Source organism: Pseudobutyrivibrio ruminis DSM 9787, assembly GCF_900218035.1.
Lineage (GTDB): Bacteria > Bacillota > Clostridia > Lachnospirales > Lachnospiraceae > Pseudobutyrivibrio > Pseudobutyrivibrio ruminis.
Window position 1 is genome coordinate 272,883 of sequence record NZ_OBMR01000002.1, and the last position, 16,256, is coordinate 289,138.

General features: G+C 39.1%; 13 protein-coding genes and 1 tRNA gene. 5 read left to right on the forward strand and 9 right to left on the reverse strand.

The annotated features are described in order from the left end of the window. Positions 1-25: 25 nt before the first annotated feature. The 7 genes from CRN97_RS01340 to CRN97_RS01370 all read right to left on the reverse strand — a co-directional run bounded on the left by CRN97_RS01340 (position 26) and on the right by CRN97_RS01370 (position 9,752). Positions 26-694 (reverse strand): LbetaH domain-containing protein, encoded by a 669-nt coding sequence (locus CRN97_RS01340; protein ID WP_097075561.1) that lies wholly within the window; start codon positions 692-694, stop codon positions 26-28. Positions 695-717: 23 nt separating this feature from the next. After that, complete coding sequence (locus CRN97_RS01345; protein WP_097075562.1) at positions 718-4,527, reverse strand: DNA topoisomerase III; 3,810 nt, start codon at positions 4,525-4,527, stop codon at positions 718-720. 88 nt (positions 4,528-4,615) lie between these two features. Then, positions 4,616-5,974, reverse strand: a complete 1,359-nt coding sequence (locus tag CRN97_RS01350) for an ATP-binding protein (RefSeq protein ID WP_097075563.1) — start codon at positions 5,972-5,974, stop codon at positions 4,616-4,618. Positions 5,975-6,148: 174 nt separating this feature from the next. Beyond that, entirely contained in the window at positions 6,149-7,234 is a 1,086-nt protein-coding gene (asd, locus tag CRN97_RS01355) for an aspartate-semialdehyde dehydrogenase (RefSeq protein ID WP_097075564.1), read from the reverse strand. Between the two features lie 127 nt (positions 7,235-7,361). Beyond that, on the reverse strand, positions 7,362-8,762 hold the full coding sequence (gene argH / locus CRN97_RS01360) for an argininosuccinate lyase (RefSeq protein WP_097075565.1): 1,401 nt from the start codon (positions 8,760-8,762) through the stop codon (positions 7,362-7,364). A gap of 2 nt (positions 8,763-8,764) precedes the next feature. Beyond that, positions 8,765-9,412, reverse strand: coding sequence for an epoxyqueuosine reductase QueH (locus CRN97_RS01365; protein WP_097075566.1), 648 nt, complete (start codon positions 9,410-9,412; stop codon positions 8,765-8,767). Further along, the gene (locus CRN97_RS01370; protein WP_097075567.1) at positions 9,387-9,752 is read right to left on the reverse strand and encodes a hypothetical protein; all 366 of its coding nucleotides are present in this window, start codon (positions 9,750-9,752) and stop codon (positions 9,387-9,389) included. Before CRN97_RS01370 ends, CRN97_RS01365 begins: the two co-directional genes overlap by 26 nt. A 158-nt stretch (positions 9,753-9,910) precedes the next feature. On the opposite strand from CRN97_RS01370, the gene CRN97_RS01375 reads away from it, so the two are divergent. The 5 genes from CRN97_RS01375 (at position 9,911) to CRN97_RS01395 (ending at position 13,783) form a co-directional block, all read left to right on the forward strand. Further along, positions 9,911-9,983, forward strand: a tRNA-Thr gene (locus CRN97_RS01375). Positions 9,984-10,046: 63 nt separating this feature from the next. Beyond that, complete coding sequence (locus CRN97_RS01380) at positions 10,047-11,114, forward strand: ABC transporter ATP-binding protein (protein ID WP_090393849.1); 1,068 nt, start codon at positions 10,047-10,049, stop codon at positions 11,112-11,114. Further along, on the forward strand, positions 11,107-11,934 hold the full coding sequence (locus CRN97_RS01385) for an ABC transporter permease (protein WP_097075568.1): 828 nt from the start codon (positions 11,107-11,109) through the stop codon (positions 11,932-11,934). Before CRN97_RS01380 ends, CRN97_RS01385 begins: the two co-directional genes overlap by 8 nt. Next, positions 11,931-12,719: an ABC transporter permease gene (locus CRN97_RS01390; protein ID WP_097075569.1), complete on the forward strand. Its 789-nt coding sequence runs from the start codon at positions 11,931-11,933 to the stop codon at positions 12,717-12,719. The genes CRN97_RS01385 and CRN97_RS01390 overlap by 4 nt, the downstream gene beginning before the upstream one ends. Next, entirely contained in the window at positions 12,716-13,783 is a 1,068-nt protein-coding gene (locus CRN97_RS01395) for an ABC transporter substrate-binding protein (protein WP_097075570.1), read from the forward strand. Before CRN97_RS01390 ends, CRN97_RS01395 begins: the two co-directional genes overlap by 4 nt. Here the strand turns inward: CRN97_RS01395 and CRN97_RS01400 are convergent. Beyond that, positions 13,780-14,460 carry a DUF5688 family protein gene (locus CRN97_RS01400; RefSeq protein ID WP_143063532.1) on the reverse strand — a complete coding sequence of 227 codons (681 nt, stop codon included), beginning with the start codon at positions 14,458-14,460 and terminating at the stop codon, positions 13,780-13,782. The genes CRN97_RS01395 and CRN97_RS01400 overlap by 4 nt on opposite strands. A 96-nt stretch (positions 14,461-14,556) precedes the next feature. Next, a complete protein-coding gene (recN, locus tag CRN97_RS01405; RefSeq protein WP_097075571.1) occupies positions 14,557-16,236 on the reverse strand; it encodes a DNA repair protein RecN in 1,680 nt (559 codons plus the stop codon). Positions 16,237-16,256: the final 20 nt, after the last annotated feature.

Consider the following 16,256-nt stretch of genomic DNA (forward strand, 5'->3'; position numbering starts at 1 on the left):
ACGGGTCTTAAAAAATTTAACTTTTTTAGTTTTTCTTAACGATGTTGTCCTGGCTCTTAAAAATGCTATCTGCCTCAACCACTCCTCTTACAGAAGAAAGTGGATAAACATTTGAACGAGGGCAAACTACTGTGCCAGGGTTGAGAACTGAGTTACATCCAACCTCTACATTGTCTCCAAGCATAGCTCCGAATTTCTTTAATCCTGTTTCAATATTTTCTCCATCGCGTGATTTTACAACAACAAGAGTCTTGTCCTGCTTTACATTTGATGTGATTGAACCAGCACCCATATGAGACTTGTAACCAAGAACTGAATCACCAACATAGTTGTAATGAGGTACCTGTACGTTGTTAAAAAGAACAACATTTTTAAGCTCTGTAGAGTTACCAACTACGCAGTTCTTTCCAACAATAGCTGAACCTCTGATAAAAGCACACTGACGAACCTCAGCATCCTCATCAATGATAAGAGGTCCGTTTAAATATGCAGAATCAAAAATCTTAGCTGACTTGGCTACCCAAACATCCTCTCCTCTTTTCTCGAACTTTTCAGGATCAAGTGTTGGGCCAAGCTTTTTGATAAACTCAGAAATCTCTGGAAGAACCTCCCATGGATATTCCTTTCCATCAAACAAGTCTTTAGCGATAGTTTCGTCCAAATTATACATAGATTTAATTTTTGTCTGTTCCATAATGTTCCCTTTCTTTATGTAAATTACTTTGCATCTGAATAATTATCGAACTCAAACTCTGTTCTACATTCATCATTGAGCTTAAGTCTCGCATCAAAGAATAAACCTTTTTTACTTAAAAAGCCAGATATAACATCAGTTTTCTTTTCAAGGATAAGCTTTCTGAATTGGTCCTCCGGAATGTCCACGCCAGCAACCTTGCCTACATAGAACTGACAGCTATCTACATTGTCCCTTATGTTATTCTTACATCTGTAGCCAAAGTGATTCTTTAAAATAGGCTCTCCACATTTAGGGCACTTCAAGCCTTCCATAACCTTTTCTTCGTCTTCAAAAACAAACTTTATTCCTGATACCTTGCCAGTCTCATCTTTGTTCAAAGCAAGCTTTGCATCAAACTTTGTTCCCTTCTTAGACTTAAATCCGGATATTGTAGATGTGATACCATCCTTTAAAAGTTCTTTTACTTGCGCTTCTTTAAGCTTAACTCCTGCAATCTGGCCAATATTAAATCCGCAAGAATTCTCAGGATCATCCTTTTTGTAATTGCTGCATCCATAACCAAATGGAGTAACAACAACTTTGCCACCACATACAGGGCAAACCACGTCCTTAATATCCTTGGCCTCTACATTGTCAAAATCGAAGGTTATCTCTGATTTGCCTTCTTCGTTTTTCTTAAGGACAAGGCAGGCATCAAACTTTTTACCTGATTTGCCTTTGAAACCACGAATAGTTTTGGTGTGTCCTTCTGTAAGAAGCTCTTTCACATCACCATCGCCAATCTTTTTAGAAGCGATCTCTCCTATAACAAAATTACATTTATTCTCTTTATCAAAGTATTTTTCACAAGCAAAACCGAAGTTTGTCTTTATGATTTTATTGCCGCAATCAGGACAAACCACATCTGCCAAATAGTTAGGAGCCACATCATCGAAATCAAATACAAGCTCTGTACGACCTGTTTCTTCGTTCTTTTTAAGAACAAGCCTTGCATCAAACTTCTTTCCAGTCTTGCCTTTAAAACCTCTAAGTGTATCTGACTTTCCTTCTTTAAGAATTTCAGTAACAACCTGCGGGCTGATATTCTTTCCTGCAATTGTCTTACCTATATAAAACTTGCAGGAGTTTTCATCCTGTGCGTTAAAATTAGCACAGCCATATCCACTAGGACGGACAAGAATATCTCCGCCACAATCAGGGCATTTAACATCTGGAAGTTTTTCCGCCTCAATGCCATCGAAGTTGAAGCTAAGAACCTTCTTGCCCTCTTCGTTTTCTTTTAATTGAATCTTGGCGCTGAACTTCTGGTTAGTCTTTGATTTGAAGCCAGTGAGCACATCAGTGATTCCATTATTAAGAAGTGCGGCAAGCTCTTCTAATGAGATTTTTCTGCCAGCGATTTCACCAACAGAGAAATAGCACTGATTTTCCTCCTGGAAACGATGCTCACATGCAAATCCATAACCAGTCTTTGCGATTCTTCCACCACAAACAGGACATTTCAAATCCTCAACATACTCAGTAGGTGTTTCAGAGAAATCGAAGCTAACGTTGAATTCACCATCTTCGTTTTTGCCTAGCTTAAGCACAGATTTAAAAGGCTTGTTAGATTTACTCTTAAATCCTTCTATTAAATCTGTCTTACCCTCAAGGATGAGCTTTCTAAACTGCTCTTCTGGTAAGTCTACTCCAGCAATCTGGCCGATACTAAATCTACATTTAATTTCATCGTTAGTGTAGTTACTGCAGCCATATCCAAAGGATGTAGTGGTAAGCTCGCCACCACATGCTGGACAATTAATTCCAAGAGGCTTTCTTGTAGCAAGACCTTTAGAATCCTTACCAGTGAACTGATTAATATTAAGAGCGATAGTCTGAGTCAGGTCGGAATCTATCATGCTCTTTGTCTCTGTGCGAATGTAATCCTCTAGTTCTTTGCGGTAATCATCAAACTCTACCGAACCATTGATAATTCCTTCCAATCCCTTTTCCCAGTTAGCTGTCTGCTCTGGCTTTAAAAGAGATGGTGTAGTCAAAAGAACTACCTCGTAAATCATCTCGCCAAGTCGCTCTGGCGTAATGACCTGAGTTTTGTTATTTTGATTGAGATATCCGATTCGAACCAGCTTTTCAAGTATTTCGCCTCGTGTAGCAGATGTTCCAATACCAGTAGTCTTAATCTGTTCTCGAAGCTCCTCGTCCTCAATAAGCTTTCCTGCATTTTCCATTGCAAGAATCAAAGAACCAGATGTATATCTCTTTGGAGGTGATGTTTTTCCCTCTTTTAATTCGAAGCCATTTACATTAATAGCATCACCAATATTGACCTGCTCTACAAATGCAGCAAACTTCTCCTTAGAAAAATCATCCTCTGCATCTTCGTTTTCATCATCAGATTCTCCTGTATCATCCTTTTTATTCTTAGGGATGCCAGCGATTTCAAGGTATCCTGGCTTTACTAACAGCTTTGCTCCTGCAAAGAAGCATTCAGAATCTATCTTAACTGTGATTTTTACATTTTTGTATTCTGCAGGTGGATAGAAAATAGAAAGGAAACGACGAACAATAAGCTCGTAAACCTTTTGACTAAGAGGAGAAAGGTTTTCTATTCCATTGCATTGACCGGTAGGAATAATCGCATAGTGGTCAGTAACCTTGCTATCGTCTGTATAGCTGGTCTTTTCAATGCCGATGTATTTTCTATCTGCAAGAATCTCATGAACATACTTTGCAGTAGGTCCGTAAGACTGAAGCTTGTTAAGGTTTTTATTGATTTCCTTTGCAACTGCTGTTGTAAGGACTCTGGCGTCTGTACGAGGATATGTGGTGTACTTTTTCTCGTAAAGTTCCTGAATAATATCAAGGGTTTGAGCCGGAGAAATCTTGAAACGCTTAGAGCACTCCGATTGAAGCTCAGCCAGGTTGAAAAGCAAAGGTGCTTTTTTCTTTGAAATACCTGTTTCCTTATCTGAAACCTGGGCTTCCGAATTTGTTAAATCGTCTATTAACTTTTGAGCGCTATCCTTTGTTTTAAAGCCGTTACCTTTGTCGCCATACAACAAAGGAGATTCAAAATACTTGGATCCGTCAACAGCTTTCCACTCAGCCGGGAAATTAACATCTGAGAACTTACCAACTACTTTGAAGAAAGGATCCTCGTTGAAATTACGAATCTCTCTTTCTCTCTCAACTACCATACCAAGCACACAAGTCATAACTCGACCAATAGCAATTGCTGCATAGCTTGTGGTAGCTGCCGCATCGTTTATCAAACGGCCGTATTTAACAGATAATGCACGGGAAAAATTAATACCAAGACTATAATCCTCGATGGTACGCATAATACCAGAAGCTCCGAGCTTTGCATAATCGCTCATTGGCTTTGCTTCATTAATGCCGCGCAGGATTTCATCATCAGTCTGTGAATCAATCCAAACACGAAGCTCTGTCATGCCATCACGAACTCCACCATAATTACGGATGTTTTCCTCGATTGTCTGTCCTTCTTTTCCCGAGTCACCTGCCCAATATACAGTATCAATATCCTCTCTGTGCAAAAGGCCATTAACTACTTTGTATTGGTCCTTTGCAGATTCAACAACACCGTACTTGTACTCAGTAGGCAAAAATGGCAAATCCTCAAGATTCCAGTTTTTATATTTAATGTCATACTCCTCTGGATAAACCATCTGAACCAAATGGCCATAGCACCAGCTAATGACATATTCATTATTCTCAATAAATCCGTTTTGATTTCCGGAAACCTTCAGCACTCTTGCAAAGTCTCTTGCAACAGATGGTTTCTCAGTGATAATCAATTTTTTGCCCAAACTTATTACTCCCTTGTAAAAATTAATTTTAGTTTTAATAATATTTAGAGCCCCTAGCCATAGGCAAGGGGCTCTAAATATTATAACTTTATAGCTCCGTCATGTCCACCAACACAACAGATTTATTTTCTTTTGAAAGCTCAACTAATTTGTTGTCAAACTTAGTTGCTGAGAAAAGGAATATGGTGTTTGCAGTGATACGAGCTTGCTTCATAGAATCGAGAAGCTTTTCGTATGTTTCGTATCCCATAGTCTTCTCTGTCCAGTTGCAAATACCAACCACATTTTCTCGGTTAGTACTTTGTCCGATTACATCAATTGTTCCTTCTTTACCAAGCCATGTACCAATTTTTACAAGCTTGATTGGTAGCTGCCCTACCATATTTAATAGATGTAAATATTCTCTACATACATCCACGAAGTAATTCTGTAAGTATTCATCCAGGCTTGGAGCAATGAACTTGTCATAGAAAGCTTCCGGTGTGTGTGAAATCAGCTCTGATAAATGAGGATATACAAATGTGAACCAGAAATTTGTGTAAGGCTCAACAATTCTATAAATACCCTTTTTAGTGTTGTCCCATCCGCCTGTCTCAAAGGAAACAACCTTATCTATAACATCAAATGCTGCCAGATTTTTCATATATACAGAAATCTTTGCTCTTGAATATCCTGTATCCTCAAACAAATCATTAAGCTTTTCATTGCCTGCCGCAATTGAGCCTAAGATTGTGTTGTAGCAAGATAATTCTCTAAGCTCTGAAGAAATATACCCCTCAGCCTCCGAGTAAAGAAATCCTGTTGGAGATAATATATTTTCACAGACATTTGCCTTAATGCTCTTTTTACCATTCCATCTGTCAAGGTAATCAGAAACACCACCGATGATACCGTATGTGCTAACGCACTGAGCAACAGTGTAATTAGGAAATGCCCTTACAATATCAAGGAATGAATGATTCTCAAGCTTGATAGTCTCATCGATTTCATTAATGGAATTTCCAGCGAATTCTACAAACGTGTTTTCAGACCATACTATCGAAGAACTAGCAATAATAATCATAATCTTGCCTGGATAAAGCTTTCTATTCTTTAAAGAAACAAGGCTTGAAAGCAAATCGTTATTCTTCTTGATAGCAAACTGAGCTTCATCAATAATAAATACAAGCTTTGAGCCATCTTTAGATTTGAAGTTCTTGAAACACTCGTCAAAAGATTCAGATTCCATCTTTTTATCATAAGCAGATGCCATCTGATCATTAAGATACTTTAGCTGCTTGTTGTCTGAGCATTGACGACTACGGTAATAAAGATAATCCTTGCCAGTGGTGAATTCGTCTAGAACGGACTCACAGCCGCAGCCACGTCTGCCATATAAAAGCACAATGTTGCTTTTATTCTCTTGGTAAATAGTTTCTAGCTTCTTAAGTTCGTTGGTTCGTGTCATATTATTCTCCCAAAAAAACGTCAATTCACTAAGTACGAGTACTATAATAACACAATTCACTTTAGCAGACTACACTAAAAAAGTATTTTATTTGAATTTAATTTATAAAATATATTTATAGCAATAAAAAAGGTAAGCACAACCTACTGCGCTTACCTTAAAATCAGGATTTTCTTATTTAGCTGTGATATAGCCCTGTGCCTTAAGAAGCTCTGCACAAAGAACTGCACCACCTGCAGCACCACGTACTGTGTTGTGTGACAATCCAACGAACTTCCAATCATAGATGCTATCCTCACGAAGACGGCCAACATTGATGCCCATACCATTTTCGTAATCTACATCAAGTGCTACCTGAGGTCTGTTGTCCTCTTCCATGTAACGGATGAACTGCTTTGGTGCTGATGGAAGCTTGAGCTCCTGTGGAACACCAGAGAAGTTGTTGATTGCATCAATAAGCTGCTGCTTTGTAGGCTGTTTCTTGAATTTAACAAATACAGCTGCTGTATGTCCGTTAAGAACTGGAACACGGATACATTGGCTAGTAATCTTTACATCGTCAGCTGGAACGATAACGCCGTCCTTGATTTCGCCCCAAATTCTAAGTGGCTCCTTCTCAGACTTCTCTTCCTCTCCTGAGATAAATGGGATGATGTTGTGCTCCATCTCTGGCCAATCCTTGAAAGTCTTACCTGCACCGGAAATAGCCTGATATGTTGTAACAACTACCTCATATGGCTCAAATTCCTTCCAAGCTGTAAGAACTGGAGCATATGACTGAATTGAGCAGTTAGGCTTAACTGCAACGAATCCTCTAGTTGTACCAAGTCTCTGTCTCTGATACTTGATAACATCCATGTGCTGAGGATTAATTTCTGGAACAACCATAGGTACATCTGGAGTCCATCTATGTGCTGAGTTGTTTGAAACTACTGGAGTCTCAGTTTTAGCGTAAGCTTCTTCGATTGCCTTGATTTCATCCTTAGACATATCAACTGCAGAGAATACGAAGTCTACTTCTTTAGCTACTTCTTCAACCTCATTAACGTTCTTTACAATGATGTCCTTTACAGCTGCAGGCATTGGAGTATCCATCTTCCATCTACCGCCTACTGCATCCTCATAACGCTGTCCCGCAGAACGTGGTGAAGCTGCAATAGTTGTAACCTCGAACCATGGATGATTCTCAAGTAGAGAAATAAATCTCTGACCAACCATACCAGTACCACCAAGAATTCCGACTCTTAATTTCTCGCTCATTTCAAACTTCTCCTTACTTTTGTATTTGTGTCGCGGACAAATGTCCGTCATTAGACTAGATTATAATCAAACTATATAATAAATGCAAGGAGAAATTAAACAAATTTAACAACTCCTTGCATAATTATTACTCAAAACTAAAATGTTCTGGAATATTCTTCATAAAATCCTTACATAACTGGATTTCATCTAGCATAACATCATGACCTGGAGCACCAACTGTAAGGCGCTTATTTACGCAAGTCTCCATAGAAATCGCATCGAAAATATCTTCATCGAAAGCTTCAGAATAGCTTCTAAGCTCCTCTAAAGACATATCATCAATGGCAATCCCTTTGTCGATGCAAGCCAAAACGATTTGACCGATTATGCCGTGGGCATCTCTGAAAGGTACGCCCTTATTTACAAGGTAATCTGCCGCATCTGTGGCATTTGTAAAGCCGTTTCTAGCGCTCTTCGCCATCACGTCCTTATTGAACTTGATTGTAGAAAGCATACCATCGAAAAGTATTATGCAATCCTGAACTGTCTTCATAGCGTCGAAGGACATTTCCTTGTCCTCCTGCATGTCCTTGTTGTAAGCAAGAGGTATGCCCTTCATTGTAGTAAGAAGGGACATCAAAGCGCCATAAACACGACCTGTCTTTCCACGTACAAGCTCAGCAATATCAGGGTTCTTCTTCTGAGGCATGATAGAGCTTCCTGTAGAGAAGGCATCGTCGATTTCGATGAATCGATATTCATTACTATTCCAGATAATGATTTCCTCTGAAAAACGAGAAAGATGCATCTGGATAGTACAAAGTGCTGATAAAAACTCGATAAGATAATCTCTGTCAGAAACACCGTCCATCGAATTAAGTGTAGGGATTTCAAAACCAAGGAGCTTTGCAGTCATATCTCTATCAAGAGGATATGTGGTGCCCGCCAAGGCTCCAGAGCCCAATGGACAAGTGTACATTGATGAGTTGATGAAAGCTAAGCGCATAACATCTCTTTTAAACATCTCGAAATAGGCTCCCATATGATGGGCAACTGTAATTGGCTGAGCCTTTTGAAGATGCGTGAAGCCTGGCATGATAGTGTCAATGTTTTCTTCCATGATGCCAAGAATTGTATTTAAAAGGTGTTCCAAAGCTTTGGCTGTAGAGTTGACCTGCTCTCTTGTGTAGAGCTTCATATCAAGTGCAACCTGGTCATTTCTGGAACGTCCAGTATGGAGCTTCTTTCCAGCATCTCCGATTCTATCAATCAGATTTGCTTCAACAAAACTGTGTACATCCTCGTACTCAGATGTTATCTGAAGTGCACCAGACTTAACATCAGCTTCGATTCCATCAAGACCAGCAAGAATCTGATTTTTCTCATCATATGTGATAACACCAACAGAAGCCAACATAGTAACATGTGCTCTGCTGCCTCTTACATCCTGCTCAAAAAGCTTTTTATCAAAATTGATAGAAGCATTGAAATCGTAAACAATTTGATCTGTAGCCTTGGTGAATCTTCCACCCCATAACTGCGCCATAACTAATCCTCCATACTTGCCTGTTGTTTCTGTAACTGTCTGTCTCTATAGGAATAGACGCATCCGCAGTAATCCTGCCTATACATGTCGTATTCCTTTGAAAGCTCAGTGCTTCGCTTATACCCTTCCCTCTTTTTAAAATCACTTGGAAGCCAAGGTATCTCAAGCTCTTCAGCAATTTTCATGCCGATTTCATTAAGCACCTGGGAATCTTTCATTGGTGATATTGTAAGCGTTGTTGTGAAAAAGTCAAAGCCTTTTTCTTTTGCAACCATTGCAGTACGTCTCAAACGAAGATCATAACACTTGTGGCATCTAGCACCTTTTTCCGGCTCATTTTCAAGGCCTTTGGCGATTTCGTAGAAGCTGTCCTTGTCGTAATCACCCTCGATAAAAGCAACTGGATGCTTAGTAGGAAATTCGTTGATAAAACGCTGTTGCTCCTTTACACGATGATAATACTCTTCATCTGGATAAATGTTTGGGTTGTAGTAAAAGACAGTAACATCGAAATACTGTGAAAGATACTCAATGCAATAGCTACTACAAGGCCCACAACAGCTATGTAACAATAAAGAAGGCACTTGGCCTTCTTTTTCTAAGTTCTCTATTAATTTATCTAGCTTATTTTGATAATTTTGACGAATCATAACTTGACCAAATATATAAAAAAACAATTGCAAATATATAAACACATGCCATAAGGATCATGAAAGGTACCTGAGATGCCATGATGCCGCAGACAATCTGAGCAATGATGACAAGTCCATGAATCCAAATAGGAATTTTATTGAGGCAAGCAGCAAGACCAGCCTCCAAAATAACCATCACGCAAGCTACTACCACGTTGATTTTGAAAGCAACGATTGAAACTACGATAGCAACAATTGCGAATATTCCAAGGGCTATAAGTGTAATTAAAGGAAGATTTTCTTTTGTGAAGAACTCCTTAATGTTAAATGCAGGTAAATTTTTCTTTTTAGTTTCCATTTTAAATCCCCACTAATAATAAATTTTGGTACATGTGTCATTATAATAAAACATATTGATTTTCTCAACATTTTAATTGAGTTTTTAATTGATTTTTTGCAACCATTATATTACACTTAATTTCGCATGGATTAAGGCTATATAGGCTTTTTTCATAAGCTCCGATAGCTCAGTTGGTAGAGCACCTCACTCGTAATGAGGGGGTCGTCAGTTCGAGTCTGATTCGGAGCTTTTATTTTACCTACACAACTATGGGTAAAGTAAATGTTATGAATGTATAAGGAGGATGATTAATTGGAATTTATTCAATTCGATCACGTATCAAAAAGCTACGGTAAGCAGCTGGTTCTTGATGAGCTAGACCTCTACGTTAAAGAGAACTCTTTCGTCACTCTTTTAGGTCCATCTGGCTGCGGTAAAACAACCACTCTTCGTCTATTAGGTGGTTTTGAAAAGCCTGATTCAGGCAAAATCTATTTAAATGGTAATGATATCACTGCACTTCCAGCAAACCTTCGTCCAATCAACACGGTTTTCCAGAAGTACGCACTCTTCCCTCATATGACTATTGAGGAAAACATTGCCTTCGGATTGAAAATCCAAAAGAAATCAAAAGAATATATCGACGACAAAATCAAGTATGCATTAAAGCTTGTTAACCTTGATGGATTTGAAAATCGTTCAATTGATTCTCTTTCTGGTGGTCAGCAACAACGTATTGCCATTGCACGAGCTATCGTTAACGAACCAAAGGTTCTTCTATTAGATGAGCCACTTGGTGCTCTCGATTTAAAACTCCGCCAGAGTATGCAGTACGAGCTTATGAAAATCAAGCAGGAGCTTGGTATCACTTTCATATATGTAACACACGACCAGGAAGAAGCCCTTACAATGTCAGATACGATCGTTGTTATGAACCAGGGCTACATCCAGCAGATTGGCACTCCAGAAGATATCTACAACGAGCCAGAAAACGCATTCGTTGCTGACTTCATCGGAGAAAGTAATATTATAGAAGGAATCATGATCAAGGATGAGCTTGTTTCATTCCTTGGAGTTCAGGTTCCTTGCGTTGATAAGGGATTCGGAACAATGAAGCCTGTCGATGTTGTAATCCGTCCAGAGGATGTTGAGCTTGGCAAGCCAGGCGAAGGATTCATGGATGGCGTCATCACAGATTGCCTCTTCAAGGGCGTTCACTACGAATTAGATGTGCAGTGTGGCCAGTACGAATGGTTAGTTCACACTACAAAATACTTTGAAGTTGGCCAGCATGTTTCATTAAATGTTATTCCATTCAACATTCAAATCATGAACAAGCCTGAGTCTGAGGATGAGGAGGTACTTAAGGAGGATGATTAATAAGCTACGCACTAGCTTTCTCGCCATGCCTTATGCAATATGGGTGTTGATTTGCACCATCCTTCCTTTGTTTTACATCCTTGGCTATGCCATCACAAATGGCGATGGAGGCTTAACAATTTATAACCTTACTGCTATAGCAGATCCAGTCCACTTAAAGTCACTTGGTCTGTCTATTCAGGTTGCGTTTATCACTACAGTGATTTGTCTCATTATGGCCTATCCAGTAGCTTTGATACTTCACAACCTAAAAATCACTAATAAAGGATTCATCGTATTTTTGTTTATTCTTCCAATGTGGATGAATTTCATGCTTCGTATTCTTGCATGGCAAAACATCCTTTCAAACAACGGAATTCTAAACAGCATACTTACAGCACTTGGGCTTCCAACAGTCCACATCCTTTATACAAAGGCCGCAGTTATCCTTGGTATGGTATACGACTTTTTACCATACATGATTTTGCCAATTTACAACTCACTTTCAAAAATCAGTGATGATGTTATTGAAGCAGCTGCCGACCTTGGTTCAAACTGGTTAAACACATTTATCAAAATCACAGTCCCTCTCTCACGAGACGGAATTATATCAGGAATTATTATGGTATTCGTACCAGCCCTCTCATCTTTCGTTGTTTCCAACTTACTTGGTGGAGGAAAGGTATTATTAATCGGAAATGTAATTGAGCAGGAATTCACTCTAGCTAGAAACTGGAACTTAGGATCGGGATTATCAATCATCCTTATGCTTTTCGTTCTTGCATCAATGAGCATCATGAACAAGCTTGATGATTCCGAGAATGGAGGTATGCTTCTATGAAAAAAATCAAAAAAGGCGCCTCTACTCTATACTTAGCATTAATATTTTTATTCTTATATGCACCAATACTTGTTCTCATAGTTTTATCATTTAATAATTCTATGTCGCGAACAGTATGGGGAGGATTTACCATTCAGTGGTACCTTAATCTTCCTTCTAACGACACTATCATGGATGCCTTATTTACTACACTTAGAATCACACTTTCTTCCAGCATCCTTGCTACTGTCCTTGGTACATCAGCAGCCATCGGTATCAACCGAATGAAAAAGCGTCATGCGGCTATTATGCTTGGAGCTACAAATATACCTCTTTTAAATGCAGATATCGTTACAGGTATTTCACTTATGCTTCTGTTTACACGATTTTCATCACTTGGAGAGTTTTCAGTTGTACTTGCTCATATAGCATTTTCAGTTCCATACGTTATTTTCAACGTTTTGCCAAAGCTTCAATCTATGTCTGATGCCTGCTACGAAGCTGCTATGGACTTAGGAGCTACACCTTGGTATGCATTTTGTAAAGTAATTTGGCCAGAAATCTTCCCTGGAGTGCTTTCAGGATTTTTGATGGCATTTACAATGTCGCTTGATGATTTCACAATCACATACTTCACAAAGGGAGCCGGAGTCAACACCCTTTCAACTATGCTTTACACAGAGCTTAGAAAAGGTATTCAGCCAGAGCTTTACGCCCTTTCAACTCTCCTCTTCCTTTTGGCATTTGTTATGCTTATAGCAACAAACTTTAAAGGTTCTAAAAAGGAGGTATCAGCTAGACGATGAAGAAAAAGCTTATTATTATCTGTAGCCTCCTGTGTCTCACTTTTACAAGTTGCTTTTCATTTACAGCTTGTGGCAATGATGCAGCCAGCGATGACACATTAGTTGTTTTAAATTACGGTAAATACATTGAGGCTGATGTTTTGAAGCGTTTCCAGAAGGAAACAGGAATCACTGTTAAATATGAAGAATACGAATCAGTTGAGGATATGTACGCTAAATACAAGGCCGGCTCAATCAATTACGATGTAATCTGCACTTCCGATTACATGATTGAGACACTTCGTAAGGAAGGTGAGCTTATCCCAATCGATTACAACTCTCTTGAATACTACGAAAACATTGACCCAACCATCATCGAAGCATCAGAAGCTTTCGACCCAACTCACAAATACACTGTCCCTTACTTCTACGGTACGGTAGGTATTCTTTACAACACTGAAAAGGTTGATGAAGAAACAGTTAGCAGTTGGAATTGTCTTTGGGACCCAGCATACAAAAATCAAATCGTTATGATTAACTCACAGCGTGATGCATTTATGGTTCCACTTAAGCTTCTTCAGTACAACATCAACACCACTAGCAAGGCTGAGCTTGACGAAGCATTCGATATGCTTTGCAAAGAAAAGCAGTATGTTTACGCTTATCTAATGGATGAGACATACGAATGTATGGTTTCAGAAGATGCTGCAATGGCTGTATGCTACTCTGGTGAAGCTGCTATGGGTATGGAATACAATGACAAGCTTGCTTACACCGTTCCAAAAGAAGGTGGCAACCTTTGGATTGATTCATGGTTCGTTCCACGTACCTGCAAGCACTACGATGCAGCAATGAAATGGATAGATTTCATGTGTGAGGAAGAGGCAGCCACTGAAAACTTTGAATATGTTTGGTATGCTACCCCTAATCTCACAGTAGCCGGCAACGAAGACGCTGAAACACTTGCAGATGAAACAGTATTCCCTACAAAAGAAACACTGGAACGCTGCGATTTGTACAACGCCTACGATGACGAAACATTAGACTACACCACTACTCTTTGGAAAAAGCTTAAGGCATATTAGATTATGCAAATAGCGTTGTTCTCTAAAGAATAATAATACAAACTGTCAGATAGAATATCTCCTTCAGGAACTTCATTTTGATTAACCATCGAAATCATTTCCTTTAGGTCATCAATTCCTATCTGGCAGTTTTTCATTTCTCTATAAATCAACACTTCATGAATTGAGCATGGAATTATAAATAGATTTGAATTCATTTTTTCTGCAATATCTTTAATCACATCCTTGTATAAAATCGCTGATGCACCATAGGTCCCCAAACGATTAGATAACACCTGGAGTGGAATGAAACCATCCTCTATTGCGGCAGCATCATACATATCTTCTGCTCCTGTAATCTCTGCAATTGTAGAGAAAATCCCCTGATATTTAAGACCTAAGATACGCTGAGTATTTGCACTGGCAGCATTCATCAAATCAGTAACACTAAGACCAAGCATAAGCATGTGCTCATTATTAAGCATGAACCCCTTAAACTGATCCTCATTGTCACTTGGAAATAAATAATAAAAAACAATAGCCAAGTCCAGATATTCCACGTGCGGTACAGTTTCTAAAAGCTCCTGATTTTTCTCCTTGTTCATGAGCTTATATATAATACGAGTTTTAGCCTCCTCAATATCCTTAAACATAAGGGCAAAATCAATTCGTTCAATATTAATTTTTTCAGTAATCATATTTAAATGATATAAAAAGTATTGGGATTTAAATAAAGAAAAAATGATCCGCATGTTTCCATGCGGATACTAATATATCAAGATTCATTTTTAAAATCAAGCTTTATTTTTATAGCTGTTTGCCAACTCTTTCATTTCCCTGGCGTTTGTAAGCACAGCCTCTGTAATAGCGCTACCACCAAGCATTCTAGCAAGCTCTTCGATAGTGTCGTTGTCGTAGAGCTTTTTAATACCGGAAATGGTATGGCCCTGCTCGACGTTCTTTTCAATGAGGAAATGCGTATCTGCCATTGCCGCAATCTGTGGCAAATGAGTGATACAAATAACCTGATGCTTGTCTGCTACAGTAGAAAGCTTCTCAGAAACAGCCTGAGCTGTTCTTCCTGAAATACCCGCATCAATCTCATCGAAAATAAGAGTATCGATTCCGCCTCCTGAAGCAAGAACAGTCTTGATTGCAAGCATGATACGGCTCATTTCACCGCCTGAAGCAATATCCTTAAGCGGACGAAGTGGCTCACCTGGGTTTGTGCAAATCATAAACTCACCACTATCAAAACCATCTGCTGTGTAGTGATCAAGCTTTGTAAGATGCATTTCGAATTCGGAATTGAGGAAGTTCAAATCGCTCATGGCTTCCTGCATCTTTTTAGAAAGATCTGTTGCGCTCTTTCTTCGAATATCAGAAAGCTTCTGGCAAAGATCATCAAGCTCCTTTGTAGCAACATCAACCTTCTTCTTTAATTCTGCAAGATACTCGTCAAAGGATTCGAATTTTGCTTTCTTTTCCTGACGAGCAGCAAGCTCCTCTAATACAGCCTCGATTGTGGTACCGTATTTGTCCTTGAGTCTGTTGATTTCATTGAGACGAAGCTCCACCTCGTTGAATCTACCAGCATCAAAGGATGCATCAGACATGTAGCTTGAAAGCTCTCTGTTGAAATCCGAAATAATGCTATCTGCATCATTGAGCATTGAAAGAAATTCTGATGCTCTATCATCGATAGATTCTATATATCGTATATCCGATATTGCAGAACTAATAGCATCTGATACACCGCCATCTCCTGCCATTGCTTCATGAGCTCTACCAAAATACTCCATAGTGCGGCTAAAGTTTGAAAGACGCTTGTACTCATCCTCAAGTTCTTCATCCTCACCAATTTTTAAATTAGCAGATTCGATTTCATTTATCTCATGTTCCAAAAGAACTATCTCTCTTTCCTTTGAAACATCACTCTGCTTTGCTTCCTCAAGCTCCGCAGTAAGTGCTTTATAATTCTTGTAAGATTCAGCGATTTTATCTTTTAAATCGCCAATTTCATTTTTAGCAAACTCATCCAAAAGCTCCATATGGCGCTTTGTGTTAAGAAGTGACTGATGTTCCTTCTGTCCGTAGATATCAAGTAACAACGCCCCAACTTCTTTCATCTTTGCAGCTGGAACCTGCTCGCCATTAATCTTTCCAACGGCGCGAGATTCAGTGATTCTTCTGGACATAATCACCTCATCATCGTATGGCTCCACTCCCATTTCTCTCAGAGCTTCCTTTGTGCTATCATCATTGATAAGGTACACAGCTTCCACAAATGCCTCAGAATCAGCATCACGAAGGAAATCCTTTGATGCTTTATCTCCCAGGCTCAGATGAAGTGCTCCTAAAATGATAGATTTACCTGCTCCGGTTTCTCCCGATAAGATATTAAGCCCCTTAGAAAAAATAATCTCCTCTTCATCAATAAGGGCTAAGTTTTTAACGTGCAAACTAGCTAGCATTTAATTCTCCTTTTCTATGC